This is a genomic window from Psychrobacter sp. UBA2514 (genome assembly GCF_002341255.1).
In the GTDB taxonomy this organism is placed as follows: Bacteria; Pseudomonadota; Gammaproteobacteria; order Pseudomonadales; family Moraxellaceae; genus Psychrobacter; species Psychrobacter pacificensis.
In genome coordinates, this window is the sequence record NZ_DDNS01000039.1 from 398 (window position 1) to 27,146 (window position 26,749).

General features: G+C 44.6%; 23 protein-coding genes and 1 tRNA gene. 19 read left to right on the forward strand and 5 right to left on the reverse strand.

The genetic code is table 11. From position 1 onward, the window contains the following. The first annotated feature begins 184 nt into the window (after positions 1-184). From B3V51_RS10420 to scpB, 5 genes are all read left to right on the forward strand, one after another. Positions 185-1,276, forward strand: coding sequence for a lipid A biosynthesis acyltransferase (locus B3V51_RS10420; RefSeq protein ID WP_286708374.1), 1,092 nt, complete (start codon positions 185-187; stop codon positions 1,274-1,276). Positions 1,277-1,384: 108 nt separating this feature from the next. Further along, positions 1,385-2,455: a tryptophan--tRNA ligase gene (locus B3V51_RS10425; RefSeq protein ID WP_071001985.1), complete on the forward strand. Its 1,071-nt coding sequence runs from the start codon at positions 1,385-1,387 to the stop codon at positions 2,453-2,455. 20 nt (positions 2,456-2,475) lie between these two features. Continuing rightward, entirely contained in the window at positions 2,476-3,078 is a 603-nt protein-coding gene (locus B3V51_RS10430) for an O-methyltransferase (protein WP_071001986.1), read from the forward strand. Between the two features lie 5 nt (positions 3,079-3,083). Continuing rightward, positions 3,084-3,923 carry a segregation and condensation protein A gene (locus B3V51_RS10435; protein ID WP_286708375.1) on the forward strand — a complete coding sequence of 280 codons (840 nt, stop codon included), beginning with the start codon at positions 3,084-3,086 and terminating at the stop codon, positions 3,921-3,923. Between the two features lie 66 nt (positions 3,924-3,989). Continuing rightward, positions 3,990-4,601 carry an SMC-Scp complex subunit ScpB gene (gene scpB, locus B3V51_RS10440; protein ID WP_286708376.1) on the forward strand — a complete coding sequence of 204 codons (612 nt, stop codon included), beginning with the start codon at positions 3,990-3,992 and terminating at the stop codon, positions 4,599-4,601. A gap of 164 nt (positions 4,602-4,765) precedes the next feature. Here scpB and lolA read toward each other — a convergent pair whose 3' ends face one another. From lolA to rplU, 3 genes are all read right to left on the reverse strand, one after another. After that, the gene (gene lolA, locus B3V51_RS10445; protein ID WP_286708377.1) at positions 4,766-5,452 is read right to left on the reverse strand and encodes an outer membrane lipoprotein chaperone LolA; all 687 of its coding nucleotides are present in this window, start codon (positions 5,450-5,452) and stop codon (positions 4,766-4,768) included. A gap of 468 nt (positions 5,453-5,920) precedes the next feature. Beyond that, on the reverse strand, positions 5,921-6,178 hold the full coding sequence (rpmA, locus tag B3V51_RS10450) for a 50S ribosomal protein L27 (RefSeq protein ID WP_058025936.1): 258 nt from the start codon (positions 6,176-6,178) through the stop codon (positions 5,921-5,923). Positions 6,179-6,269: 91 nt separating this feature from the next. Next, positions 6,270-6,581: a 50S ribosomal protein L21 gene (rplU, locus tag B3V51_RS10455; RefSeq protein WP_286708378.1), complete on the reverse strand. Its 312-nt coding sequence runs from the start codon at positions 6,579-6,581 to the stop codon at positions 6,270-6,272. Between the two features lie 478 nt (positions 6,582-7,059). On the opposite strand from rplU, the gene B3V51_RS10460 reads away from it, so the two are divergent. From B3V51_RS10460 to hemB, 5 genes are all read left to right on the forward strand, one after another. After that, positions 7,060-8,082: a polyprenyl synthetase family protein gene (locus B3V51_RS10460; RefSeq protein WP_286708379.1), complete on the forward strand. Its 1,023-nt coding sequence runs from the start codon at positions 7,060-7,062 to the stop codon at positions 8,080-8,082. Positions 8,083-8,830: 748 nt separating this feature from the next. After that, positions 8,831-10,204: an efflux RND transporter periplasmic adaptor subunit gene (locus B3V51_RS10465; RefSeq protein WP_201610345.1), complete on the forward strand. Its 1,374-nt coding sequence runs from the start codon at positions 8,831-8,833 to the stop codon at positions 10,202-10,204. A gap of 35 nt (positions 10,205-10,239) precedes the next feature. After that, positions 10,240-13,518: an efflux RND transporter permease subunit gene (locus B3V51_RS10470; protein WP_286708380.1), complete on the forward strand. Its 3,279-nt coding sequence runs from the start codon at positions 10,240-10,242 to the stop codon at positions 13,516-13,518. Beyond that, positions 13,515-15,326 carry an efflux transporter outer membrane subunit gene (locus B3V51_RS10475; protein ID WP_286708381.1) on the forward strand — a complete coding sequence of 604 codons (1,812 nt, stop codon included), beginning with the start codon at positions 13,515-13,517 and terminating at the stop codon, positions 15,324-15,326. Before B3V51_RS10470 ends, B3V51_RS10475 begins: the two co-directional genes overlap by 4 nt. Before the next feature lie 218 nt (positions 15,327-15,544). After that, positions 15,545-16,552 carry a porphobilinogen synthase gene (hemB, locus tag B3V51_RS10480; RefSeq protein WP_071001995.1) on the forward strand — a complete coding sequence of 336 codons (1,008 nt, stop codon included), beginning with the start codon at positions 15,545-15,547 and terminating at the stop codon, positions 16,550-16,552. Positions 16,553-16,686: 134 nt separating this feature from the next. Here the strand turns inward: hemB and B3V51_RS10485 are convergent, their stop codons facing one another. Next, the gene (locus B3V51_RS10485; RefSeq protein WP_093068682.1) at positions 16,687-17,664 is read right to left on the reverse strand and encodes a glutathione S-transferase family protein; all 978 of its coding nucleotides are present in this window, start codon (positions 17,662-17,664) and stop codon (positions 16,687-16,689) included. A gap of 313 nt (positions 17,665-17,977) precedes the next feature. Between B3V51_RS10485 and B3V51_RS10490 the strand changes: the two genes are divergently transcribed. Beyond that, positions 17,978-18,054 (forward strand) — tRNA-Val (locus tag B3V51_RS10490). A 242-nt stretch (positions 18,055-18,296) separates the two neighbouring features. Here B3V51_RS10490 and B3V51_RS10495 read toward each other — a convergent pair. Next, positions 18,297-18,521 carry a helix-turn-helix domain-containing protein gene (locus tag B3V51_RS10495; RefSeq protein ID WP_093068679.1) on the reverse strand — a complete coding sequence of 75 codons (225 nt, stop codon included), beginning with the start codon at positions 18,519-18,521 and terminating at the stop codon, positions 18,297-18,299. A gap of 150 nt (positions 18,522-18,671) precedes the next feature. Between B3V51_RS10495 and B3V51_RS10500 the strand changes: the two genes are divergently transcribed. The 8 genes from B3V51_RS10500 to B3V51_RS10535 all read left to right on the forward strand — a co-directional run. After that, positions 18,672-18,887 (forward strand): hypothetical protein, encoded by a 216-nt coding sequence (locus B3V51_RS10500; RefSeq protein WP_093068677.1) that lies wholly within the window; start codon positions 18,672-18,674, stop codon positions 18,885-18,887. Between the two features lie 11 nt (positions 18,888-18,898). Then, positions 18,899-20,086 carry an Arm DNA-binding domain-containing protein gene (locus tag B3V51_RS10505; RefSeq protein ID WP_093068675.1) on the forward strand — a complete coding sequence of 396 codons (1,188 nt, stop codon included), beginning with the start codon at positions 18,899-18,901 and terminating at the stop codon, positions 20,084-20,086. A gap of 11 nt (positions 20,087-20,097) precedes the next feature. Beyond that, positions 20,098-20,388 (forward strand): hypothetical protein, encoded by a 291-nt coding sequence (locus B3V51_RS10510; protein WP_093068673.1) that lies wholly within the window; start codon positions 20,098-20,100, stop codon positions 20,386-20,388. 10 nt (positions 20,389-20,398) lie between these two features. Next, positions 20,399-20,719, forward strand: a complete 321-nt coding sequence (locus tag B3V51_RS10515) for a hypothetical protein (protein ID WP_093068671.1) — start codon at positions 20,399-20,401, stop codon at positions 20,717-20,719. 178 nt (positions 20,720-20,897) lie between these two features. Then, positions 20,898-23,531, forward strand: a complete 2,634-nt coding sequence (locus B3V51_RS10520; RefSeq protein WP_093068669.1) for a CRISPR-associated helicase/endonuclease Cas3 — start codon at positions 20,898-20,900, stop codon at positions 23,529-23,531. 57 nt (positions 23,532-23,588) lie between these two features. Next, on the forward strand, positions 23,589-24,320 hold the full coding sequence (gene cas5c / locus B3V51_RS10525) for a type I-C CRISPR-associated protein Cas5c (RefSeq protein WP_093068667.1): 732 nt from the start codon (positions 23,589-23,591) through the stop codon (positions 24,318-24,320). Beyond that, on the forward strand, positions 24,317-26,353 hold the full coding sequence (gene cas8c / locus B3V51_RS10530; RefSeq protein WP_093068664.1) for a type I-C CRISPR-associated protein Cas8c/Csd1: 2,037 nt from the start codon (positions 24,317-24,319) through the stop codon (positions 26,351-26,353). Before cas5c ends, cas8c begins: the two co-directional genes overlap by 4 nt. 55 nt (positions 26,354-26,408) lie before the next feature. Next, positions 26,409-26,749: type I CRISPR-associated protein Cas7 (locus tag B3V51_RS10535; RefSeq protein ID WP_286708382.1), on the forward strand; the 341-nt coding region annotated here is incomplete at its 3' end.

A 26,749-nucleotide genomic window follows, 5' to 3' on the forward strand; every position in this document is an offset into this window, starting at 1 on the left:
TTTTTATAATGGTTTCACTATATCTCTCATTGCAATAGCTATCGATATACGTACTTTATATTAGCACTGCAAATTAAGAACCTTATAAACATTCTCACTTGCAAAGCATTTGAGCCTACCCCATCATATCAATAACTTTTCATCATTAGCTGCAATGTGATACACGGTGCGGCAGAAGGATATTATGAAAGCGCCAGAACAATACGATCCTAGTAAACCCTCCAACACTAACGGCATACCATCATCCAGTAGGCAGCAATCCAATAAGTCGCCTGCTATACCTGCTGGCACCCCAACGATTACGCAAAATCAAAAGCGTACCGCGCAAGCAGAAAACAAGCCCTTTCAATGGCAGTTTTTATTGCCAACGTATTGGGGTATTTGGTTGTTGTTTTTGGTGATGTTACCCATGATATATTTGCCACTGCGTTGGCAGTTTTGGCTGGGGCGTCAGCTCGGCATATTGATTTATAAAGCTGCAGGCTCACGTAGGCGTGACACTCTGATTAATCTAAAGCTGGCGTTTCCAGAAAAGCCAGAAGCTGAGCGTGAATTGATGGCAAAGCAAGTCTTTGTCAATCAAGGTATTGGGGTGTTTGAAACCCTATGTGCTTGGTTCCGTCCAAATATATTTACTAGAACGGTATCTATTTCGGGATTACAGCATCTTGTTAATGCGCAAAACGAGCAGCGTCCGGTTATTCTATTGGGTGCGCATTATACGATGCTGGATTTGGGCGGCTTACTGTGTTCTCAATTCTTCCCTGTCGATTGTATGTACCGTACGCAAAATAACCCTTTACTGGACTGGTTTATCTATAATGGTCGTACCAATATATTCGGTAAGCAAATCTCCAGCCGTGACATGCGAAGCCTAGTCACCTCTATCAAAGCGGGGCATGTGATTTGGTATTCCCCCGATCAGGACTATGGTCTAAAACAAGGGGTTATGGCACCATTCTTTGGCGTGCCAGCAGCAACGATTACCGCGTCACGCCGTATGGCAAAATTAGGCAGCAAAACGCATCCACCCGCCGTGATGGCGCTACACACCTATCGGCAGACACCAGATAATCTACCACGTGGTAAGCGACCTCATTATCACTTGACCATCACCCCAGAGCTTGACAACTATCCAAGTCGTGATGAAGTCGCTGACGCCACGCGAGTCAATGAAATACTAGAGAGTCTCATTCGTATCGACCCGACTCAGTGGATGTGGTTCCATCGCCGCTTTAAACATGGGCCAAATGGTCGTACGGATATCTATAAGTAGGCCTTTATTTTCAAAAGGGCTGATAAAATTTGCTATACTTTGTGACTGCTATTTTGCACTTTTAATCACGCATTATAATAATTTGACAAACAAAACAACGGATTTTTCATGAGCGACAATCACAGTTCTGGACAAGCAGCCCCACATAAACGCATTTTGACAGGAATCAAACCGACGGGCATTCCGCATCTTGGTAACTATGTTGGCGCGATTCGTCCGGCCATCCAGTCTATTCAAAACAGCGATAGCGACGCTTTTTTCTTCTTAGCGGATTATCACAGCATTATTGGTTGCCATGATCCTGCGATCATTCACGAGTCAACCAAAGCCATTGCCGCGACATGGCTCGCCTGTGGTCTTGATCCTGAGCGCGTGACTTTTTATCGTCAGTCAGATGTGCCTGAGATTTTGGAGTTGTCATGGATTTTGAGCTCCTCGTGTGCCAAAGGCCTCATGAACCGCGCTCATGCCTACAAAGCAGCGGTCGATGCCAATATGGAAAAAGAAGACGTTGATCCTGACCAAGGGATTAACATGGGGTTGTTTGGCTACCCTGTGTTGATGGCTGCTGATATTTTGATGTTTAATGCCACGCATGTACCTGTTGGCCGTGACCAAATTCAGCACATTGAAATGGCGCGTGATATAGCAGGTACATTTAATCATCGTTACAAGCCATTGTTCACTGAGCCTAGGGCCCTGGTCGACGACAACACACCGCTACTTACAGGTCTCGATGGTCGCAAAATGAGCAAAAGCTATAACAACGTGATTCCGTTGTTTGGCGAGTTTAATAGCCAAGCCGATCCTGAAAAAATGATGCGTAAGGCCATCATGCGTATTGTGACCAACTCACAATTGCCAGAAGAGCCAAAAGATCCTGACGCGTCAGCAATTTTTGAGATTTATAAAGCGTTTGCTACGCCTGAAGAAATTGCTAATTTGCGTGCGCAGTATGAATCAGGTATTGGCTGGGGAGACGCCAAAGAGCAGTTGTTCCAACAAATCAATAACGAGATCGCCCCTTTCCGCGCGCGCTATCAAGAATTGATGGCAAATCCAAAAGAGCTGGAAGAAATCTTGCAAATGGGCGCAGATAAAGCCCGTCGTCATAGCCGTAAGCAGCTGGATAAAGCCCGCCGTGCCATTGGTATTCGCCCACTAGCGAAGCTTAAATAAATGACTTCTGATCGTTTATAATGCCGACATTTAATCCAAGCCATTTTTTATCTTACTGTCAGTCTTTATACGAGGCTGACAGTACGTATGACTCTGAACAATCCAATCGGCTGGCTCGTCATCGCCATGTCGAACCAGATGCGGTGCAGTTTTTGGCCAATATTGCCACGATCAGACAGCCCAAAAAGGTATTAGAGATTGGTACCTCGACGGGCTTTTCGACATTGTGGCTGGCGTATGGTTTGCGGCATCAGGCTGAATGTGACTTTATATCGCTAGACATCGACAAAAACCGCAGTGAAGCTGCTCGCCAGCATCTGCAAAATACGGGACTGTCTGACTCTGTTCGACTCATCGTGCAAGATGCCTTGATTTTTTTAAATAGCAATGAAGATGTCTTTGACTTGGTATTTTTGGATGCAGAGCGGCAATTCTATATCGATTATATCCGAGGTCTGCATAACGCATTGGACGTCGGTAGTGTACTTATTGTCGATAATGTCATCTCTCATCGTAATGAGGTGAGCGAGTTCTTGGCAGAATTCACCAATGATTCTCGTTATATTTGTCATACGTTAGATGTTGGTGCTGGACTATTTATGGCAGTGCGCCAGGAACATTAAGACTTATGGATACATCCAACACGACTGCTCTACGCATCTATCAGACGCCAGTACAGCATCTACCAGACGATCTTTATGTTCCGCCACAAGCGTTTGCGATTTGGCTAGAGCAGTTTGCAGGTCCACTAGATTTTTTATTATATTTGGTCAAAAAGAACAATGTTGATTTGACCCAAATGCCTATCTTACCCATCACTGAGCAGTATCTGGCTTATATTAGCGAATTGGATACTGAGCATTTTGAATTGGCAGGTGATTATCTGCTGATGGCGTCGACGCTGATTGCTATTAAAACCGAATTACTATTGCCTACCCCTGACACGCCTACCGATGAGCGCGATCCAAAAGCAGAGCTGATTGAGCGCCTAGAAGAGTACGCGCAAATCAAAGCCGCCAGTCAGCGCTTAGACAATCTGATACGTTTAGAGCGTGATGTTTTTTTAGCGATGGTAAGTATGCCCAGTCAAGACGTTATGAATGCTGAGCTGCCTAGCTACTCGCCTACTCTGCTGATCGATAGCTTGTTTAAAATGCAGCTACAGCCAGACTATCAAATGCATACCATCAAAACTGATATCGTGCCGCTTTCTGATCGTATCGCTAGCATTAGTCGGCAACTGAGTACTGATGGTGCCCGCTCCTTTTATGAGCTACTAGACAAAGCACAGGGTAAGATAGGCGTGGTCGTGAGCTTTGTCGCCGTACTTGAACTGATTAAGCGGCAATTAGTTGGTGTGGTCTATACAGAACCCAATAATGATGCAAGCACGTTAATAAAATATGATACCGATCCATCCGATATAGACCATCAATCCCAAGAACTAACATTACAGTGGTTGGCCTAACCAGCATCAGGTTAGCCGCCAAACCTACTATTGATCCCATGATATTAAAACAAGAGCACATTTTAGATGGTAGATATTGACGACCCGAAGCAGCATGATGAAGCAAAGCCTACACGTGCCGCTGCTACTGCCTCTATTGAGGAAGATCATACCTCTCTTGAAGATGTGAGCAAGCACATCGAGGTGCTGCTGCATGCATCAGAGGCGCCGCTGACAGCTCACGCGTTAAGAAAACATTTATCATTATCTACTAAGGAATTAAAGCAAGCCTTAGAGGTGCTAGAGCGACGGTTAGAGACCGGTGTGCTGAACCTACATGAGACAGCCAGCGGCTACCGATTGCAAATTTCCGATGCCTATAGCGGCTTGATTCAGCAGACTTTCCCGCAGCGTCAAGAGCGTCTGAGCCAAGCCTTACTTGAAACTTTGAGCGTTATTGCGTATAAGCAACCTGTGACACGTAGTGACATCGAGCAAGTGCGCGGTGTGACGTTATCAAGCAATATACTACGCCAGCTATTTGATAAGGGGTGGATCATTGAAAAAGGCTTTAAGGAGACCTTAGGTCGCCCAGCGCTCCTTCACACCACCGCACAATTTTTGGATGCATTTGGGCTGAGTCATTTAGATGAGCTACCACCAATGCCAGATATGGACTCCATACGAGCTATGTCTTAATTTTTCTGCTGACCAAACTATCATTACGCTCATAAAAAAGGACAGATCATATAAGATCCGTCCTTTTTATTTGGCTATTACTCTTAGGGGTTGTCACTCTTAGAGGCTTTCAACCTTAGATAAATAGCAAAGCATCATAATCTGCTTCATCAATTAGCTCGTCCTTATTGATTGATAACATCAACACCTTTTGGTGGAGTAAACTTAAACTGACTGCTACCGATGCTTGGATTCATTTTGATACTACTAAACTTAATAGATGTCGTTTGACCTAGCGTATCGTTTAGTACCATCATCACAGGTTTACCGCCGCTAAAGCTCATGGATAGGCTCTTAAAGCTGGCATTATCAGATTTTGGATACAACACATAGTAGTTCTTATTGCTATATGGCTGAGTGATTTTAAAGTTTTGATCAATCTTACTTGGATCACCTGACAACAATAGCGCTGGCGTATTGCCTACTTGGCTATCCACATTTTGTTTAGTCGCTTGCTCTAGATCTTTGTCATAGATCCACATAGAGTTGCCATTGGCAACGATCAATTGCTCTGAGGGCGATTTGGTTTCCCAGCGGAAGTTATTGGGACGTTGGACACTCATAGAGCCTTTAAACGTACCACTGCTCGCGCCTTTGGTTGTCTGGCTAAAGTTGGCAGTCATACTCTTGGTATTTGTCAGCAATTTGTTCAAACGTTTAGCAGCTGTTAGGTTATCAGCAGGAGCTGCTGTGGCTATTTGAGTCAATGCCATCATCGGCGCTGCGATACCTAACGATGTCATTAATACACCTGCTAAAGCACCACTCATCATCTTCTGTTTGGTTGATTTTTTCGTAGATAAGTTCATCATAAATCCTCTCTAAAAAAGCATCATCGCTTTAAAAATAGTCGCTTAAAAATAGAATAGCTTATTAAAATTTTTTCTGTTGATACCAATCTCAACACTGCAAAACAGGTATCGATCAGCAATGGCAACAGTGTGCCAGTTTTTTTATTACGCGCCTAGTCATGATTTGCAATCATTACTACGCCTGCCATACACGCTTGTAACCAATGCAGTTACACGGTAAAAGTTTGCATTTATCATGATAAATTATTAACACTGTGCTCATAAAGAGCCAGTGAGCTAAGTGTGACGAGTATTTATGCTATATAAAATTGCTGACCAAACTGCTAACAAAAACCAATCTCTAACAAAAGCCAATATTAATTGATAAGGTCTTATAAACGTAAAAAGCCCCTACTACCATAAGGCAGTAAGGGCTTTTTTAATTATCCAATCGTTTTATTCAAAGAATAAAATGACCTAAATAGATAATTATGCGTTTTCAACCGTTACATAACGACGGTTAAATTTACCTTTAGTCTCAAACTTTACCACACCATCATTTAGTGCAAATAAAGTATGGTCACGACCCATGCCAACGCCTTCGCCTGCGTGGAATTCTGTACCACGTTGACGAACGATGATGTTACCAGCTGTGATAGCTTGGCCACCAAAGATTTTTACGCCTAGCATTTTTGGGTTTGAATCACGACCGTTACGGCTCGAACCGGCAGCTTTTTTATGTGCCATGAGAAAATCTCCTTGTTAATGTGACTTATCGCTTATGCGACAACTCTTAAGCATTTAGTGCGCTATTTAGCAAACGTTGCTAAACGGATAATTAGGCATTAATGGCTTTGATTTTTAACAAGGTGTACCATTGGCGGTGACCTTGCTCTTTGTGATAATGCTTACGACGGTTGTGCTTGATAATACGGATTTTTTCGCCGCGACCATGCTCAACAACTTCAACTTCTACGCTAGCGCCATCAACAACAGGCTGACCGATTTTGACGTCATCGCCGTCAACAACCATCAACACGTCTTCAAATTTGATTGTTTCGCCTTTCTCTGCTTTAAGCAATTCAACTCTTAGCAATTCGTCGGCTACGACACGGTGCTGCTTACCACCACTTTTGATTACTGCGTACATTGTCTGACTCCGTTTAACCCGTGTGCCGTGGTAGATATTATACCTACGCTTCAATAACGAACACGACAGGGAAAAATTAAAGGCGTTATTTTACGTTTTCTGAATGATAAAAGCAAGCCGATTGTCTGGTTTTAGCAGCGCGTATTAGGTCTTATCATCTTAATAATCATAGCGATAGCCTAGCTAGCCTTAAGCGTAGTATTATAGCTCATTAAATCAATAACATATAGTTTATTTTATTCCATACTTATTCAATAGCTATTTCTGTTTTTATTGAGACGGCTTAATAGCTATTACTTAGCAACTACTCTATAAATTTCACTTAGTCTGACGCTATGACGCAATATTGTCGATAGCAATGAGCCGGCTACGGCCTAGTGACTAAAACCAATAACACATATTATTCACCAATTAACCAAATAGGCTGTGCTATTATAGGCAAATCTTAAAACCCATCTAATAAATACGACTCTATATTATGACCAGCATTTCTTTAGCTTCTTCAGACCTTGCCTCTCAAGTGCCTAATTATACGGACATTCAAAGCATCGTCGCTCATGATTTTGACATTATGGATGAGCAAGTCTTTGGTAGTCTCAATTCAAAAGTACAATTGGTGATGAGCGTCTCAAAGCATGTAATCAATGCCGGTGGTAAGCGTATGCGCCCGCTGATTACGCTATTGTGTGCCCGTATGTTTGACGACAATCCATCAGAAAAAGCGATGCACCTAGCAGCCATTACTGAGATGCTACATACTGCCACCTTAGTGCATGACGATGTGATCGATGAGTCAGGACAGCGCCGCGGTAAACCGACGGCAAACGCCACATGGGATAATGCCACTGCAGTATTAGTGGGCGACTATTTGATCGCTCGCGCCTTTAACTTATTGGTTGGCTTTCAAAGCTTAGAGCTGCTAAAGCTCTTCTCTGATGGCACTTGTGATATCGCTGAAGGTGAGGTATTACAATTACAGCATCAGCATAATCCAGCGGCGACAGAGACCGACTATCTCAATATTATCGACGGTAAGACCTCACGCCTATTTATGATGGCGACCCAAGGCGCGGCTATTTTGCAAGGACAAGAGCAGCATCTACAAGCCCTAGCTGATTTTGGTCAGCATTTTGGTAATGCCTTCCAGATTATCGATGATGTGCTTGATTACAGCGGCGATAGTGAGCTGATGGGCAAAAACTTAGGCGATGATTTGAGTGAAGGTAAGCCAACGCTACCGACTATTAAGGCGCTTGAGCTACTCAAAAACAGCGACAAGCAAGGTTATGAGCAGCTGCGTATCGCCGTACAAACGGGGAAAACGCCGAATGCTGAGCAGCTTATCGAGCTCGTCCGCAGCTCCGGCGCATTAGATTACTGTAAACAGCGTGCACTAGAGGAGACGAGATTGGCCCAGCAAGCACTGGGCACACTGCCTGACAACCGTTATCGTCAAGGTCTGTACCAGCTGACTGAGCTCGCTAGCGCACGATTGGTATAATGACATATGAATCGTCTGTGTTATTAGCTAATTGAGACGGCTCATTTTTTAGCAGCGTTTTTGAGCAACCGAGCCATAAATATTCATTGATCAAAAGCAACAGTCTCTAAAAAGACACCCTCTTAAAACGGGTGTGTCAGCAAATAGTTACCTTTCTTTAAGTTTCATAAATCCTGACGGCACTATAATTGTGTCAGGATTTTTTAATGGTTAAATACTGATTGACCACGCTCATTAGAGGCTACTGACTGGTTTAAGTCGCTATACTTTAAAGGTCATAATTAGGGGTTGATTAATTAGTCAATTTGTTAACAAAGCAGATTTTTGGCGGTTTTAAAACCTCAATAACACTATGGCTTTACAATTATAACAAAAAATTACAATAAATTTGCATAGCGGGTTGTATATCTTCTTATTAGCTGCTGGTTGGTGTAGCGGTTACTATGGCGGGATTTTATTTACTCAGCGAGCACAGTGCGGTCAGTTTTTGTCAGCTTTCCTATCGTGAATCACTTGACTGCGGGGTAAACCCTATAGTTTATAATAACGCCTTAAATTTACTTGACGTCCTATAATTAGCTAGCGGTACTGCCCTATTTATCAATTTTATCAATAGCTTCTTATTTTTTGGCTATAAACTTCTATAAAGTTTATTATTGCTTTTCGAAAAACAAGCTATTTTTTGATTATGATACGCTCTACCTCTATATCTTTTATTCTATATTTTACTACTTTACCGAGGACCTTGATGAAGCATTCTTATCTTGCGCTTGTAATAGCATCTGTACTATCGGCTACAGTACTGGTCGGCTGTGACAATAAAGAAGACGCCGCTGCGGGTGAAAACGCTCAGCAGCAGATGCCGCCCGCTGTCGTCAACGTCCAAACTGTCAGCTTTGATACTGTGCCTCAAGTTCAGACTTTCTCTGGTCGTACTGCCGCTTATCAGACGGCTGATGTACGCCCTCAAGTCAGCGGCGTAATTGACGAAGTACTGTTCCGTGAAGGCAGTAACGTCAAAAAAGGCCAGCCGCTTTATCGTATCAATACTGACAACTACACGACCTCGGTCGCTAGTGGTCAAGCGGCGGTCGCGCAAGCACAGGCTAATCGCCAAACCGCTATCGCCAATAATGCCAATGCTAAAGCAGAGTTAGCCAGTCGCCAAGCCTCATTAGCACAAGCGATAAATGACTTTCAGCGTCTAAAAGGCTTGGTTGAGATTGACGCTATCTCCAAGCAGCAATATGACCAAGCGCAAACTGCCGTACGTACAGCGCAAGCGGCTCTAGAGAGTGCTCGCGCTGCAGTCGGACAAACTGAAGCGAGCATTAGAAGCGCTGAGGCTGGGATTAAAACCGCGCAATCAAACTTAGATGCTAGCGCTTTGGATCTCAATCGTACTATCGTACGCGCCCCTTTAACTGGTCGTAGTGACCGCTCAAGCGTTACTGCAGGAACCTTAGTTAACGCCAGTCAATCTGAGCCTTTGGTGACGATTTCTCGCTTAGATCCTATCTATGTCGATATCAGTCAGTCATCATCCGAGCTATTGCAGCTTCGTCAGCAGATAGCTGAAGGTAAAGCGCAGGCGGGTATGAATTCTGTCGAGCTGGTCCTAGAAGATGGCTCAGTGTATCCAGTGCGTGGCAAGCTTGCGCTGTCTGAAGCTAAAGTCGATCAATCTACTGGCGCGGTGACTCTACGAGCTATTTTCCCAAATCCTAATAACGTGCTACTGCCAGGTATGTATGTCTCAGCGCGTCTGACTCAAAGCGTAATTCCTAATGCAGCCTTAGTGCCGCAAAGCGCTGTAATGCGTACGCCTAAAGGCGATTCACAAGTCTACATCGTTGATGAAAATAATAAAATCCAAGTCCGTCCTGTTACCATTAATGGTACTTATGATGGTCAATGGGTGGTCACCGATGGCTTAAGTAGTGGCGATAAGCTAGTGGTTATAGGCGGCTCTAAAGTTAAGCCTGAGCAGGAGGTCGTGGTCAAGCCGTTAGAAAACGCTAATGGTGCACCTGCAACGCCTACCGCCAAAACACCACAGCAAGCTGCGAAAACGGTAGCTGATGACACTTCTGAGCAGGACACTGCTACCACCGCTAATTAATTCCATTCAAAGATAGGAAGACCTAGGGATATACTATGTCACGTTTTTTTATTGATCGCCCTATTTTTGCATGGGTGTTGGCCATTTTGGTCATGCTTATCGGGGTAATCTCGGTTGTTAATTTGCCGATTGAGCAGTATCCGCGTATCGCACCGCCCACCGTTTCTGTTAGTGCCACTTATCCTGGTGCAAACGCGCAAACGGTCGAAAACTCTGTGGTGCAGATTATTGAGCAGCGCATGAAGGGCCTTGATGGGCTGATGTACATCTCCTCATCGAGTTCCTCAAACGGTAGCGCTTCAGTGACGCTAACCTTTGAGAACGGTACCGACCCTGATACCGCGCAAGTACAAGTACAAAATAAACTGCAAGCGGCGATGAGCTCATTGCCTGAATCAGTACAGCGCCAAGGCGTCAACGTCAATAAGTCCTCCAGTAGCTTTATGATGGTGCAGGCATTTATTTCTGAAGATGGCAGTATGGATCGTGCTGATATTGCCGATTATATCAACTCCAATGTGCTTGACTCAATCAGTCGTGTGGAAGGCGTGGGCGAAGTGCAAGTGTTTGGCTCTTCTTATGCCATGCGTATCTGGCTAGATCCTGCACGCCTACGTAGCTATAACATGATTCCTTCTGACGTGGTCAGCGCTGTACGCGCGCAGAACGCGCAAGTCTCAGCCGGTCAGTTAGGGCAAGCACCTGCTGACACAGAACAACAGGTGATTAACGCCACCGTCACCGTACAGAGCTATCTACAAACGCCTGAAGAGTTTAAAGATATCTTGCTAAAAACAGACACCTCGGGCGCGCAAGTACGCCTCGGCGATGTCGCTGATGTCGAAATCGGCAGTGAAAACTATAGCGTCATCTCCTTGTATAACGGTCAAGAAGCGGCAGCTCTAGGTATCTCATTGGCTGCAGGCGCAAACGCGCTAGAGACCCGTGAGGCGGTCGGCGCACGTATAGCCGAGCTAGAAACCAACTTCCCAGCAGGCCTAAGCTCTGTTGTCCCTTATGACACCACGCCGTTTGTACGCTTATCAATCGAGCAAGTCGTCAAGACACTTATCGAGGCGATTGTACTCGTCTTTATCGTGATGTTTATCTTCTTGCAGAACTGGCGCGCCACCATCATTCCTACTCTTGCCGTTCCAGTGGTCTTGCTAGGTACTTTTGCTGTGCTTTATATCGCAGGCTTTAGTATCAACGTCTTGACGATGTTTGCGATGGTACTCTCCATCGGTCTACTGGTTGATGATGCGATCGTTGTCGTCGAAAACGTCGAGCGAATATTAGAAGAAAACCCTGATATTTCGGTCAAAGATGCAACCGTTCAGTCGATGGGCGAGATCAGTAAGATCGTTATTGGTATTGCGCTGATTTTGTCTGCCGTATTTGTACCGATGGCCTTCTTTGGGGGATCGACAGGTGTTATTTATCGTCAGTTCTCTATCACCTTGATCACGAGCATGGCGCTGTCAGCCATGGTGGCTCTAATCTTCACCCCTGCCCTATGTGTGACCTTGCTAAAACGTGGTAAGAGTCATGAAAAAGGCAGTACTGAACAACAAAAAGGCTTCTTTGGCTGGTTCAACCGCGGCTTTTTTAAGCTAAGCCGCTCTTATGAAAACTTCGTCGGCAAAAGTATTCGTTTTAAGTGGTTGTACCTGATCGGCTATGCCGCCATCATCGGTATTATGGCAGTGGTGTTCTTGCGTATTCCAGGTTCGTTTTTGCCAGAAGAAGACCAAGGTATTATGTTCACCTTAGTCCAGCTTCCTGCTGGCTCCACGCTAGATGAAACACAAGACGTGCTCGATAAAGTCAGAAATTATTACGACACGCAAGAAGGCGACAACATTGCCTCTGTCTTTACCGTTGCTGGTTTTAGTTTTGCAGGTCAAGGCCAAAACATGGGTCTGGCATTCGTTCGACTGTCAGATTGGGAGGAGCGCTCAGGCGATGAAAACACCGCACAAGCGGTAGCAGATCGCGCGATGGGTTATTTCTTTACCCAGTTAAATGAAGCGCAAGTTTTTGCTATCGTACCGCCTGCGATTACTGAGCTTGGTAATGCTAGTGGTTTTGATTTGATGCTACAAGATGTGGGTAACCTCGGTCATGATGGCCTACTCGAAGCCCGTAATATGCTCTTAGGCATGGCAGCACAGAATGATAAAGTATCTGGCGTACGTCCTAATGGTCAAGAAGATGCACCGCAGCTCAAAGTCAATATCAATCAAGAACAAGCCGCCGCTTATGGTCTATCTTTAGGCAGTATCAATAGCGTTATCTCGACCGCCTGGGGCTCAAGCTACATCAATGACTTTATCGATCGTGGCCGTATCAAGCGTGTCTATGTTCAAGGTGAAGCCAGTAGCCGTACCAATCCTGATGACATCGGTAAGTGGTATGTGCGCGGCGAAACCGGTAACATGGTCTCTTTCGATGCTTTCTCAAGTAGCGAATGGCAGTCAGGCTCACCGCGTTTGACTCGTTATAACAGCTTACCTTCGATGAATATTCAAGGTAATGCGGCACCTGGTCTTAGTACTGGTGAAGCCATGTCAGCTATGGAGAACATGATCAGTCAGCTCCCTGAAGGTATCGGTTACGAATGGACTGGGTTATCACTTGAAGAACAAAAATCAGGCTCGCAAGCGCCTATGCTTTATGCGCTATCGATTCTAGTTGTCTTCTTATGTCTAGCTGCGCTTTATGAGAGCTGGTCTATCCCCTTCTCTGTCCTATTGGTTATTCCACTTGGGGTATTGGGTGCGGTGATATTTACGTGGTTACGCGGTTTTGCTAACGACATCTACTTGCAAGTGGGTCTACTCACCGTCGTTGGTTTGTCCGCCAAAAACGCCATCTTGATTATTGAATTTGCCAAAGAGCACCAAGAAGAAGGCTATAGTCTCAGAGAGGCCGTCATGACCGCAGCGCGACAACGTCTACGTCCAATTATTATGACCTCGCTTGCCTTTGGTATCGGTGTTGTGCCATTAGCCATAGCTACTGGCGCAGGGTCAGGCAGCCAAACTGCTATTGGTACCAGTGTCGTAGGTGGTGTGGTTAGTGCCACTTTACTAGGCATCTTCTTTATTCCGATGTTTTATATTTGGGTGCGCAGCATGTTCCCTTATAAGGGCAATGAAGCTCACAATGGTAAAGGGGATGATGATGATAACCATCCAGGTGGTAACGGCGGCGGTGATAATCCGGTCCCATCTGCCCCTACAGAAGATAAGCAATCATTAACTCCTCCTGCGAGTTATCAGCCTGTAAGCTTTGGAGATAATACACAATGAGTTCTTTATTCTTAACCTCTAACTCAGCCGTAAGAGCGGTAAGCTCTAAAGCTTTACTAGCTACTGGTAAATCATCGCGCCTACTTGGCCTGAGCTTTTTGGCTCTGAGTATGGCCGCTTGTAATACTATCCCTAAAGCAGATACAAGCCCCGTTCTTGCCGAACCTAACCTGCCGATTGAGCAAGCTTATGGCGCTTTTGGTGATGAGACTGTCAGCACCTCTGAGCAGCCAAGTATCGCCGGACAGCGCTGGCAGGACTTTTATAGCGATGAGCGCCTAAAAGCTCTGATTGCGTTAGGACTGGAAAATAACAAAGACTTTGAGAGTGCCCGTTTGGCTATCGAAAAAGCGCGCGCGCAGTATCGTATTACTGATATTAATGATTTGCCGACTATCAATGGTCAGGCAGGTTATTCACGCCAAAGCCAATCCTCTCCGCGCGTTGAGACGCCTTTTGGCAGTACTGGCGGTAGACAGACGACAGATAGCTACAGTGTCAATCTCGGTTTGGCAAGCTATGAGCTGGACTTTTGGGGCCGAATCGATAGCCTAAAAGATCAAGCGTTGCAGAGATTTTTGTCAACGACGGCAGCCAAAGACTCTATTCAAATTAGTCTGATTAGTAATATCGCGCAGAGCTACGCGAATCTTAGCTATAGCTTAGCGCAGCTCAAACTCGCCGAGGCAACTGTTGAGAGCCGTGAGCGCTCGTTGTTTATTGCGCAAGAGCGCTTTAAAGCCGGTATTGATCCTAAGCTGCCTTCCTTGCAATCTGCAGCAGCTTTAGAGAGTGCAAGACTTGCGGTACTACGTGCGCAAAGCAGTATTTTGACCTCCAGAAATGCTCTGCAGTTCTTATTAGGAGCGCCGGTACCTACTGAGCTTATCCCAGCACCCGCTGTCAGCAATATCACCAATCACGAGGTGTTTAGTGCCGGCTTGCCAAGCGAGCTGCTACGCTATCGCCCTGATGTATTACAAGCGGAATACGATCTAAAAGCCGCGGGCGCAAATATCGCTGTCGCCCGTGCCGCTTATTTCCCAACGATAAGCTTAGCCAGTAGCGTTGGTGTCCGTAGCGATGGCTTGAGCGACTTGTTCGATAATGATGCAGTCGGCTGGTCATTTGGCCCTAATATCAGCGTACCCATCTTTGATGCTGGACGTTTGGATGCAAACTACGATGTCGCACAAATCGAGCGCGAACAAACGCTTGCCAGCTATGAGCGCTCAATTCAAACGGCGTTCCGTGAGGTCTCCGATGTGCTCGCTACTCGCGCAACTCTAGGCGAGCAGCTCGCAGCTCAGTACCGCCTGCAAGATAACTTTGATCAGACTTATGAGATTGCTGATGCGCGCTTTAAAGCTGGTATCTCAAACTATCTCGATGTCCTTGATGCTCAGCGCTCATTGTTTGACACTCAACAAGGCATTCTAGACTTAGAGCTACAAAAAATCATCAGTCAAATCGAGCTATATCAAGCGCTTGGCGGCGGTGCCAATCTCGATACACCTGTCGCGATTCCGGTTCCGCAATATACTAACTTGGCCCAAGTTGGTACTTTATTAACCAAAGATGCCGAGTCGCAAGCGGCCTATGCTATCGACGCTGCTAGCTCAGCGCGAGTAGCTGCAGCACCAGAAGCCGCCGCTATCAAACAAGCACAGACGCCTGTGAAGGTTGACTTTAAGCCGACTGCGATTGTCGATATCGATAATGACAACGACGCTGATGCAGCGGTTGGGGTATTGACTGAAGAGACACCTACTGAGCAAGTACCAGTGCCACAGATTGTCACTCCATAAAGATGGTTATATAACATTTGATAACTAGCTAGCGTATTATTTTTATAACAATTAGCTCTACCTTCTTGGTGGGGCTTTTTGTTGTTATGTGCTACCTTTAGTAGTTATATATAAATAGTAGCTATATATAAAAGCTAAAAATTTTAGCTGCATCTGATGCTTTACTTATTTAATGATTACCCCTCAAACTTACTAAAACTAATAATAAGGAAAAAACAATGTCTTATACGTTTAATCGTCAATTCCCCGAGACTCGCCTGCGCCGCTTGCGCTACAACGATAATATCCGTGCTATGATTCGTGAAGTCGAGCTTCACCCCAAACATTTCATAGCCCCAGTATTTGTATTAGAAGGTAGTAATCAGCGCGAGGCCATCGCCAGTATGCCGGGCGTTGAGCGCTTATCGATAGACCTATTGATTAATTATGCCAAAGAGCTTTTAAGCGAGGGCGTGACGACTATCGATATTTTCCCTGTTATCGACAACTCGCTAAAAACTCCTGATGGCAAAGCGGCCTATGATGAGAATGGACTAAGCGCGCGTGCCGTAGCAGCACTAAAAGACGCAGTGCCTGAGATGGTGGTGATGACCGATGTGGCGCTCGACCCTTATACGTCACACGGTCAAGACGGCTTGCTTGATGACAGTGGTTATGTGGTCAATGATGACACCGTTGAGGTGCTGGTCAAGCAAGCACTCGTCCATGCTAGAGCTGGCGCTGATATCATCTCTCCAAGTGATATGATGGATGGCCGTATCAAAGCCATGCGTGATGCCTTTGAAAGCGAAGGTCTTGTCAATACCGCTATCATGGCTTACTCTGCCAAATACGCTTCTGCTTATTATGGGCCGTTCCGTGATGCAGTCGGTAGCGCCGGCAACCTAAAAGGCGGTCATAAAAAACAATATCAGATGGACTTTGGTAACCGCGCTGAAGCTTTGCACGAAGTGGCGATGGACATCAATGAGGGCGCAGATATGGTGATGATTAAGCCTGGTCAGCCCTATCTCGATCTGATCCGTGAAGTCAAAGACACCTTTGGCGTACCGACTTTTGCCTATCAAGTCTCCGGCGAATACGCGATGCACATGGCAGCTATTCAAAACGGCTGGCTGACTGATGCGGTGATCCTAGAATCGCTTATTGGTTTTCGCCGCGCCGGTGCCGATGGTATCTTGACTTACTTTGCACTTGAGGCAGCTCGGCAGTTAAATAATGGTTAATATCAATTAAAATGCCTTTTACATTGTAAAACACCCCAGCTGCTTCCCAGCTGCTTCATAGTCGCTGGGGTGTTTTTTATTGAAATTCTATTTATGCTTAGCCTTTTTTGTTCACATGTATAAAGCAAACATGTCTATAGCTGATCACGATGATGGGCTGTCGTAAAATCAATAGCAGGGCCAATAGGGATGATACGAGTGGGGTTGATATTGGCGTGGCTGGTGTAATAGTGCTGCTTGATGTGCTCCATATTTACTGTCTCAGCGATACCAGGCACTTGGTATAGATCACGCAGATAGCCCCACAGGTTTGGATAGTCGATAATGCGGCGTAGGTTGCATTTAAAATGCCCAACATAGACCGCGTCAAAACGAACTAAGGTGGTAAACAGTCGCCAATCCGCTTCGGTGATAGTGCTCCCTGTGAGGTAACGCTTATCTGCTAGGCGCGCTTCCAGTGTATCTAGCGCGGCAAACAGCTCAATCACCGCCTCTTCATAAGCCTCTTGTGTGGTCGAAAATCCAGCCTTGTACACCCCATTATTAATCGTCGTATAGACAAACGCATTGATATCATCGATTTCTGGCAATAACGATGCTGGCGAGAAATCGCCTGCCAGAGCGCCAACGTCGTCAAAAGCTGAATTAAACATACGAATGATCTCTGATGATTCATTACTCACAATCGTATTGGTCTTTTTGTCCCATAAAATCGGAACAGTAACCCGTCCCGTATAATTGGGTTTTGCTTTAATATAAAGCTCATAAGCATAATCTGCATGGATAAGCGGATCAGGGATTACTCCCTCGCCCTCTGCAAACGTCCAACCATTCTCTCCCATGTAAGGGTTGACCACAGAGATCGGAATGATCTGCTCCAAACCTTTGAGCTTACGATAAATTAAAGTACGGTGTGCCCAAGGACAGGCTAGCGACACGTACAGGTGATAGCGATCAGGCTCAGCCTTAAACCCGCCTACGCCCGTAGGACCTGCACTACCATCTGCGGTGATCCAGTTCCTAAACCCGGCATCTTCACGCTCAAATCGCCCGCCGTTTTCTTCCGTGTCGTACCATTTGTCTTGCCACTTACCATCTACCAATAAGCCCATGTCATTCTCCGACTAATTCTAATTTTCGTTGAATACCTAGTTGACACAAATGACTTTACATCATTGCTCTTATGACAACCACATTCGTTAGAGGAATATGATATCAGTTATAAGAGCTTACCCATTAAGTTTTACTCTGTTATTAACAATAAAAACTAAACTGGTTAAAATAAATATTTAGAAAATATACATAAAAAACATACTGTAGTGTTTGATAATAACGCGCGACGTCAAATACTATGATAATAAAATAAGATAATTATAAAAAAGGCTTGCAAAGTCTGAAAAACTTGCTAAAATGCATGGCCTAAATAGGCGTATAGCTCAGTTGGTTAGAGCGCTACCTTGACATGGTAGAGGTCGTTGGTTCGAATCCGATTACGCCTACCAGATTCGAAAAGCCCCAATCTTAAGATTGGGGCTTTTTTTATGCCTGAGATATAAGGGCTGTGGCGGAATAGATAGATTAATATTAATTAGACTTTAGACCTTTCTACATTTAAACAATTAGCACTGAAAAATCTGTGTGCCCAAAATGTGCCCAAGTTGCGCCTTCCCTTAATTTTTCCTATTTATCAATATAGTCTTTTTGACCTCTACTCTAGTTGTTCTAAAACCACCCTAAAACTAATTTACTTTTCTTCATCTAGCGACTCGTTAGGTACATAAGTAAATAAATCACCTACCTCAATATTTAATGCCTCACAAATTTTATCCATAGTCTCGAAATCGATTCTTGATGTTTGCTCATTATAGATCTTGTGCATAGTCGACTTGCTAATTCCTGTCATTCTTATCAAATCTGCCACTTTCATACGCCGTTCAGCTAGTAGTACCGGTAAATTACATAAAATCATCAATAATTCCTCAATAGACTAAAAAAGTACTTGCATCGACTTACGATAGCTAGTAAAGTACTTCTATCGAACAACAAAATACTTTCATAAAATTATTTGTTATCTCGATAAAACAATCTAGTTATTTAATTGGCTTATAAGGAATTTATTATGTCACATACCTACCTAACTACCCAAGAGCTTTCTGAGCTCATTAAGTATAACCCTCGTACGATACGTAATGAGCTCAAAGATACTGTGCTTATCGAAGGTATTCATTACATCCGGCCGTTTGGTGGACGCAAAATTTTATATGTTTGGGAAGAGATCGAAAAAGATATGCGTACTGGTATTACCGGTAGCATCAACGCTATGGCACTACAATAAGGAGAACTATCATGGCTAGTATTAGGACACGTAAGGGTAGCAATATGCTATTTGTCGACTTTCGCTATATGAACAAACGCTGTAGGGAGACGACAAACCTCATTGACACGCCAGCGAATCGTAAAAAGCTTGAAAAAGTGATTGAAAAAATGGAAGCAGAGATTACCTTGGGCATATTTAGTTATGCTAAGTATTTCCCCAAAAGCGATAAATGCGATGAGATGATGGCGTTAAGTGATCGCAAGGACTGTCTTCAAAGTGACGTCCTTTCATTTAAGGAATTTGCGCTGCTATGGTTTTCTGAAAAAGAGATCGAATGGCGTGATACTTACAAACGTAAGATTAAAGAAATTATTGATATGTATTTATTGCCTAAGTTTGGCACTAAGCCTATTCATATCATAAAAAAGACAGATGTATTAGCCTTCCGTTCATCGCTCGCCAAAGTAACGTACGGAAAAGCTAACAAACATCTGTCAGCGGCACGCATCAATTCGATAATGGTACCTTTAGGTATGATACTAAAAGAAGCCTCTAAACGCTACCATTTTGAAAACCCTTACTACGATATTAAATCCCTTAAGGAGCCTAAGACTGATATTCAACCTTTCACGCTTGAGGAGGTTTGGACGTTCATTAACGGCGTTAGGGAAGACTATCGTAACTATTACTTAGTAAGATTCTTTACAGGTATGCGTACGAGTGAGATCGATGGCTTAACTTGGGAAAATATCGACTTTAATCGTCGCGAGATTGTCATTAAGCAAGCTTTGGTCAAAGGTAAGATCGTACCGCCTAAGACGCAGGAGTCTTATAGAGCTATTCAGATGTCTCCTTGGGTATATGAGGCCCTAGTGGAGCAGCAAGACATTACATACAAGCGTTCTGACTATGTGTTCTGCGCGCATACGGGTGAACCACTTGATTACAACAACGTGAATAAGCGTGTTTGGCATCCAACTCTTAAAATTTTAGGTCTGAAAAAGCGCAATGCTTATCAGACTCGTCATACTGCAGCGACGCTATGGTTGGCTGCTGGCGAAAGTCCTGAATGGATTGCCAGTCAAATGGGACACTCTACGACCAAGATGCTATTCAACACGTATAGCCGTTACGTACCGAATATGACTCGGCAGGATGGTAGTGCATTTGAGGCTTTAGTCAATCGTAGTCAATTGGTTCAATCCTCTGCTGACTAGGAGACGTCACAATGAAAATCATTAATTATGAAAAGCTGTTTAGCGAGTTTAAGCCTGATGGTGCTATCAGTGAAGATGCTAATGAGATTGCTAATACGCTCATTCGTGAACTTTTTATTCAATCTGGCACTGGTTTAGTACGCCTCTTAGGAATGAAACCTTGTTTTGATAATCATATGGCGATACGCGTATGGGTACAGAAACGTTTAGATGCTAATAGTGGCTATATAGTTGACGAGATGTTCAGCCAGTTAGAAAGCGAGCTTTATGTCCTTTTACCGCAAACCATCTATGGCTACTAAGGAGAATACTATGAGTATAAGTTTCGTGTTCGACCCAACGCTTAATGAGGCAGTTAAAGACTTTTGCCGTGAGTACTGGTCTTATAATTCGCCCGATAATTATCTCGCTCATGTAGAGATCCTATGTCAGTCTTACGGTATAAGCTACTCTTTACTGTTTAGGACACTCTCGAAGTGTCAGGCATATCTAGACGATGTGCATTGTGAGTACTGCGGTCGTCCATACGAGCTTGATGTACCAGCAGATATACCTTATGCAAGAAGTTTGCGCTCTTGGTTTTGCGAAGGGTGTATTAGCTTCTCAGGGGGACAGATTACTGTAAGTAGATAGACTACTAAGTGTAATTAATTACCAGATAACTTAGGTTATCTGGTTTTTTATTGCCTTTTAAATCTTTAACGACATTTGTTGTCGCGAATGCTTCAATTATATGTTGTTACCCTTACTAAATTAAGATATTGTTATCCTAAATATTTTAAACAACTTATGTTTGGATAATAGCGCACCAATGAAAAATCTAAATATTCAAAATAAGCAAGCAGACTCTCTTGAGCAGAAGTTTATTGCGCATGTACGGCAAAGTGATGGCGCTGAGCAGCTACTCTATGATCATTTAACAGGAACGGCAGAAATAAGTAGGGCGCTAGCCCTGAAAATCGGGCTGCCATTATCAGGTGAATTGATTGGACTGGTACATGACCTTGGCAAATACAGCACGGCGTTTCAAGAATATATAAAAGAGTGTGTCATCCATGATAACTATAAAGAATTGGGTTTAGATGAAGATGAAGAGGCTGAAATATTACGTAGAGGGAAACCAACGAAAGGCTCAGTGGACCACTCTACAGCGGGCGCTATTTATCTTAAAGAGCAGTTTGAAAAATTAGGCTCAAGTTATCTAAAAGCACATACACAACAAAAAATCCGCCGCTATGAGGGGCAACTACTGGCGGATATGATGTTCATTTGCGTGGCATCACATCATAGCGGTCTTGTTAATGTCGTCGGACAAAATGCCCAACCATATTTACTCAACCGCAAAAACAAACCTGAAGAAAAAACCCACTATACCCAAGCCCTAGAGCGTGCCAAGCAAGAGCAGCTGTTTGCGCAATTGGATGACAGCTTTAAAAAAGACACGCTAAAAGAGTTTCAAGGCATTGTCAAAAAAATCATGGTGGATAGTCGCGCTACGGACAAGCAAAAAGACTTTTATTTGGGATTTTTGACCCGCTTACTGTTTAGCTGTCTGATTGATGCTGACCGTAGTAACAGTATCGCCTTCGAACACCCAAATCAAGCCCATTTTTTAGACTATAAGCGACCAGACTGGCAAATCGCGATAGATAAAATCGAAACCCTTTATCAAGGCTTCGCTGATAAAGCAGAGCACAGCCCGCCAAACCCAATCAACGAACAACGTAACCACATCGCCCAAACCTGCCTACACGCGGCGCAGTCTGACCAAGGTATTTTTACTTTGACTGTACCAACAGGTGGCGGCAAAACGCTTGCCAGCCTGCGCTTTGCTGTGCAGCATGCTAAACGCCACAACCTCGACCGCATTATCTATATCATCCCTTTTACCAGCATCATTGAACAAAACGCTGCTGAGGTGCGCAAAATTTTAGAAGAAGAAGGCCCCAACGGTGTCTTTGATGGTCAATGGGTTTTAGAACAACATTCAAACCTAGAGCCTGACGTACAGACGTGGCAGAGCAAACTGATTATGGATAATTGGAACGCTCCCATTGTATTTACCACCATGGTACAGTTTTTAGAAAGCTGCTTTGGCGGCGGCACCAAAGGCGTCAGACGCTTGCATCAGCTAAGCCGTGCGGTGCTCATTTTTGATGAGATACAGACTTTACCAATGAATTGCTACTACCTATTTTGTAGCGCGCTCAATTTTTTAACCACCCATGCCAGCGCTACTGCTGTGCTGTGCACCGCCACCCAGCCCGTACTGGACAATTTACCGATAGCACACAATGGCAGCTTGAACTCTGCTACCGAAATCATTGGCGAGCGCACTCAGCTACATACCCTATTCGATACTTTGCAGCGCGTCGATATTCATGACCATACTAAAAACCCTCAAGATTTAGATGGCTTGACAAATTATGTTAATCATAATTTTGCTCAATTTAGCAGCACCTTGGTCATCGTTAATACTAAGACATGGGCCAGTCAGCTTTATCAGAAACTATCAGACACCGTGTCTGAAAACGAGCTATATCATTTAAGTACGTCCCAATGCGCTCGCCACCGTAAAGACTTATTAGACCAAATTAGAAACCGTTTAAAACAAGGTTTACCGACTTTGGTTATATCAACCCAACTGATTGAAGCTGGCGTGGATGTGTCGTTTCGTTCCATCGTGCGCTTTTTAGTAGGGCTTGATAGTATTGCGCAGGCGGCGGGACGCTGTAACCGTCATGGTGAGATGCGTGACGACCAAGACAAGCCTGTCAAAGGGCAAGTATTTATCGTACGTCCAGAGAGCGAAAACCTAAGTAAACTGCCTACCATCGCTCAAGGCAAGGCCATCATGAGCAATATTCTGTCCCAATGGGCGCATGACGCGTATGGCGATGTACATTTGCTGCACCCCGACATCATGCAGCAGTTTTTCCATCACTACTATCAGACCGAGCACGGTATAAAAGAAATGGCATATCCCATTAAAGACAGTAAAGGTAAATCTGCAGGTACCGAAACCTTATATAACTGGCTGAGCAGTAATAGCACCAATCCATTGACTAATAATAACAATGCGCAGCGGCATCAAGCCGAGCAATTTCCGCAGCTTTGGCAGTCCTTTATGGACGCAGGGCGCACCTTTAAAGCCATCGACGCACCAACCAAAGCCATTATTGTGCCGTACCTTGAGGAAGGACGGCATTTGATTAGCGCGCTTTGCAATACAAGCGTGAGTGACAGCCATTTTTATCAGCTGGTGCGAGACGCGCAACAATACAGTATCAATGTCTTTGCGCATACTTTTGATGCTCTATTTACCGCAGGCGCGTTACATACCGTCAGAGACACAGGTATTTTTATCTTATCTGAGGCCTTTTATGACGCTCAGATGGGACTTAATATTGAAGGAACGAGTGAATTGGATTTATTAGCGTTTTAGGACAGTTATGCAAACGCGCATCGCACTATATCAAAATACAAAATAAAAGGAGAAACTGTGAAAAACCAAATTGAATTTTTACTTAGAGGGCGTCATGCCCTGTTTACCGACCCCATCACTCGTATTGGTGGCGAAAAAACCAGCTATCATCTGCCGACTTATGAGGCGTTAAAAGGGGTTTGTAAATCTATTTACTGGAAACCCTCCATCATCTGGTATATCGACAGAGTGCGCGTCATCAATCCTATCCGCACACAAACCAAAGGTGTCAAGCCGATTAAGTTTAATGAAAGCGGTAACGACTTGGCGTATTACACCTATTTGCATGATGTCGCCTATCAAGTGCAAGCGCACTTTGAATGGAACATGCACCGCCCCGAGTTGGCCGCTGACCGCATTGATGGCAAACATTACAGTATTGCCCAGCGCATGCTGAATAAAGGCGGACGCCAAGATATATTTTTAGGTACACGCGAGTGCCAAGGCTATGTTGAGCCTTGCGAATTTGGTAGCGGTAAAGGTGCTTATGATGACGTTGATGAACTGGGTTATGGCTTGATGTTTCATAGTTTTGCCTACCCTGACGAGACTGGCTTGGACGCACTGCACAGCCGATTTTGGCAAGCCGTTATGCACTTTGGCGTTATTGATTTTCCAAAGCCTACTGACAACTTAACGCTAGATGCCCAAAACGGGATGCCAAACCGGTTTGTCCGCAATATGAGCGCCAAAGACTTTGCCCTTGATAATAACATGCAGTCAGTAAGTCAGACGGAGGCCTCGTTATGAGCTGGTTACAACGACTTTACCAAACCTATGAAGCCGCCAGTCAAAACGCCGACATCCAAGCGCAAGACCAGAAGCTGATGCCTTATTATCATGTCAATCAAAACGTGCAAATTGTCATCACGATTAATGACAAAGGTGACTTTGTCCGTGCTGAGGTGTGCCGCGATGATAATGGCAAAGTTAAATCAAAATACCTTGCCATTCCTGCGACCAATGACTCTGCCAATCGCACATCCGGTGCAGTAGCACATCCACTATCCGATAAGTTGCAATATGTTGCTAAAGATTTTTTTGATTACAGTCAGAATAAAAAAGATTTGTATCCATTATATGAAGACATATTATCTACATGGTGCAGCTCCGAACATTCACACCCCAAAGCACAAGCCGTCTTAACTTACGTTAAAAAAGGCACACTGGTCAAAGATTTAATCGACGCTCATGTTTTAATTACTGACCCTGATGACAGAAGTAAGCTTGCCTACCCTGAACAAGCCAGCGATTATCCCGATAGCATTTTAGCGGCGCTCAATAAAAACAAAGGCGTCTTCGATCAAGGGGCGGCATTTATTGCGTGGAATGTCATTGCCAGTAGTTTAGACACCCCCACTCAGCACGTCACCGAGACATGGCGTGATGACAGCTTGTTTGCCGCATGGCAGCAGTTTTACGCCACTTTAGACAGTACCGATGGCTTTTGTTATATCACTGGCAACACCAGTCCACTCGCCAGCAAGCACCCCAACCGCATCTTACGCAGCGCGACCAATGCCAAACTCATCTCTGCTAATGATGCGACAGGCTACACGTTTCGTGGTCGCTTTACCGATACAACAGGTATGCAGGCAGCAGGTATTAGCGCCGTGGTCACCGAAAAGGCGCACGCCGCGCTATCATGGCTGCTGTCGCGACAAGGACGCGAAGAAGCGGGACAAGCCATCGTCGCATGGTCAATATCAGGTATCGAAGTGCCGCAACCAACCAGCGTCGCCGCACCGCTGGACGTACTAGACGCATCTAAGACATCTGACAACGACAGTAATGACTTTGAAGAATATGACGATGACGAAGCATCAGACACAGAACCTACGTTTCAGCACCGTAACGACTTGGGTTATCGCTTTGCCACACATTTACGCAATACCTTACAAGGCTACCGCCAACAACTGCCCGAGCATCAGCAAATCTCTATTATTACCTTAGAAGCCGCCACCCCTGGACGTATGGCGGTGACGTACTACCATGAAAGTATGCCCAGTGAATATATAGACGCCTTACAAGCGTGGTATACGCAGTTTGCGTGGTATCACACTTATAGAGATGATGACAGCAACCAACAACGACTGGGTATTCAATCGCCTACCCCAAAGCAGATTGCACAGGTCGCCTATGGCGCACGCCTGTCCGATGCGCTAAAAAAACAAGTGGTCGCTCAAGTATTGCCCTGTATTGCTGAAGGAGAAGCACGCCGCTTTCCTAGACAGCTGGTCGAGCTGTGCATCAAACGCGCTTGTAATCCACTGGCACTTGAGCATTGGGAGTGGGAACAAGCGCTAAGTACGGCATGTGCCTTATACCGTGGCTATTATTTAAGACAATCAGACAATAAAAAAAGGAGCTATACCGTGGCACTACAACCTGAGCTTACCAGCCGAGACTATTTGTATGGACGTTTATTGGCAGTTGCTGAAGATATCGAAAGCCTCGCGCTATATGTCGCTGGAGAAAAGCGCAACACCACCGCCCAGCGCTATATGCAACAATTCGCCAACCGACCTTTTACCACATGGCGCAACATTGAGCTGGCACTAAAGCCTTATGAAAACCGCCTAAAATCCAATCGTGGCGGCTACTTGGCTAAAAAACAGCAGCTGATTGATGAAATTATGAGTGCATTTACCAGCGACCGTTTTACCGATGATTCAGCATTATCGGGAGAATTTTTATTAGGGTATCACAGCCAAAAAATGCAATTTAAATTAGACAAAGAGTACGCGAAAGCCGAAGTAGAAAATGATAGCGATGCTGCATAATCCAATCAGTGTCCAACAACACCCTATTTTTTAATGATAAATAAGAGGAAACCTCATGAGCACCAACGAAAATACCTTAAACCATAAAATTGATTTTGCCATCATTATTGAAGTGAATAATGCCAATCCAAACGGCGACCCCCTAAACGGCAACCGTCCTCGTACTGACTTTGCAGGAAATGGCGAGATTACTGATGTTTGTCTAAAACGCAAAATTCGTGACCGACTACAAGAGGCAGGCGAAACGATTTTTGTACAGTCTGATGAAAAAAAGACCGATGGCATGACCAGCTTAAAAAATCGTGCTTATGACGAAGACGTTGGTTTAGGCAAAAACGCCTTTGAAGCCAACAAAAAAGAAAACATTGAAGCCAAACGTGATGAAACAGCGCAAAA

Excerpts from the sequence above, each read along its gene's own strand:
- B3V51_RS10470 (WP_286708380.1), top strand. The coding sequence starts at position 10,240 with ATGTCACGTTTTTTTATTGATCGCCCTATTTTTGCATGGGTGTTGGCC.
- B3V51_RS10520 (WP_093068669.1), top strand. The coding sequence starts at position 20,898 with ATGAAAAATCTAAATATTCAAAATAAGCAAGCAGACTCTCTTGAGCAG.
- B3V51_RS10425 (WP_071001985.1), top strand. The coding sequence starts at position 1,385 with ATGAGCGACAATCACAGTTCTGGACAAGCAGCCCCACATAAACGCATT.
- B3V51_RS10505 (WP_093068675.1), top strand. The coding sequence starts at position 18,899 with ATGGCTAGTATTAGGACACGTAAGGGTAGCAATATGCTATTTGTCGAC.
- B3V51_RS10465 (WP_201610345.1), top strand. The coding sequence starts at position 8,831 with ATGAAGCATTCTTATCTTGCGCTTGTAATAGCATCTGTACTATCGGCT.
- B3V51_RS10515 (WP_093068671.1), top strand. The coding sequence starts at position 20,399 with ATGAGTATAAGTTTCGTGTTCGACCCAACGCTTAATGAGGCAGTTAAA.
- rplU (WP_286708378.1), bottom strand. The coding sequence starts at position 6,581 with ATGTACGCAGTAATCAAAAGTGGTGGTAAGCAGCACCGTGTCGTAGCC.
- B3V51_RS10485 (WP_093068682.1), bottom strand. The coding sequence starts at position 17,664 with ATGGGCTTATTGGTAGATGGTAAGTGGCAAGACAAATGGTACGACACG.
- B3V51_RS10435 (WP_286708375.1), top strand. The coding sequence starts at position 3,084 with ATGGATACATCCAACACGACTGCTCTACGCATCTATCAGACGCCAGTA.
- B3V51_RS10510 (WP_093068673.1), top strand. The coding sequence starts at position 20,098 with ATGAAAATCATTAATTATGAAAAGCTGTTTAGCGAGTTTAAGCCTGAT.
- hemB (WP_071001995.1), top strand. The coding sequence starts at position 15,545 with ATGTCTTATACGTTTAATCGTCAATTCCCCGAGACTCGCCTGCGCCGC.
- B3V51_RS10475 (WP_286708381.1), top strand. The coding sequence starts at position 13,515 with ATGAGTTCTTTATTCTTAACCTCTAACTCAGCCGTAAGAGCGGTAAGC.
- B3V51_RS10495 (WP_093068679.1), bottom strand. The coding sequence starts at position 18,521 with ATGATTTTATGTAATTTACCGGTACTACTAGCTGAACGGCGTATGAAA.
- cas8c (WP_093068664.1), top strand. The coding sequence starts at position 24,317 with ATGAGCTGGTTACAACGACTTTACCAAACCTATGAAGCCGCCAGTCAA.
- B3V51_RS10430 (WP_071001986.1), top strand. The coding sequence starts at position 2,476 with ATGCCGACATTTAATCCAAGCCATTTTTTATCTTACTGTCAGTCTTTA.
- B3V51_RS10460 (WP_286708379.1), top strand. The coding sequence starts at position 7,060 with ATGACCAGCATTTCTTTAGCTTCTTCAGACCTTGCCTCTCAAGTGCCT.
- lolA (WP_286708377.1), bottom strand. The coding sequence starts at position 5,452 with ATGATGAACTTATCTACGAAAAAATCAACCAAACAGAAGATGATGAGT.
- B3V51_RS10500 (WP_093068677.1), top strand. The coding sequence starts at position 18,672 with ATGTCACATACCTACCTAACTACCCAAGAGCTTTCTGAGCTCATTAAG.
- B3V51_RS10420 (WP_286708374.1), top strand. The coding sequence starts at position 185 with ATGAAAGCGCCAGAACAATACGATCCTAGTAAACCCTCCAACACTAAC.
- rpmA (WP_058025936.1), bottom strand. The coding sequence starts at position 6,178 with ATGGCACATAAAAAAGCTGCCGGTTCGAGCCGTAACGGTCGTGATTCA.
- scpB (WP_286708376.1), top strand. The coding sequence starts at position 3,990 with ATGGTAGATATTGACGACCCGAAGCAGCATGATGAAGCAAAGCCTACA.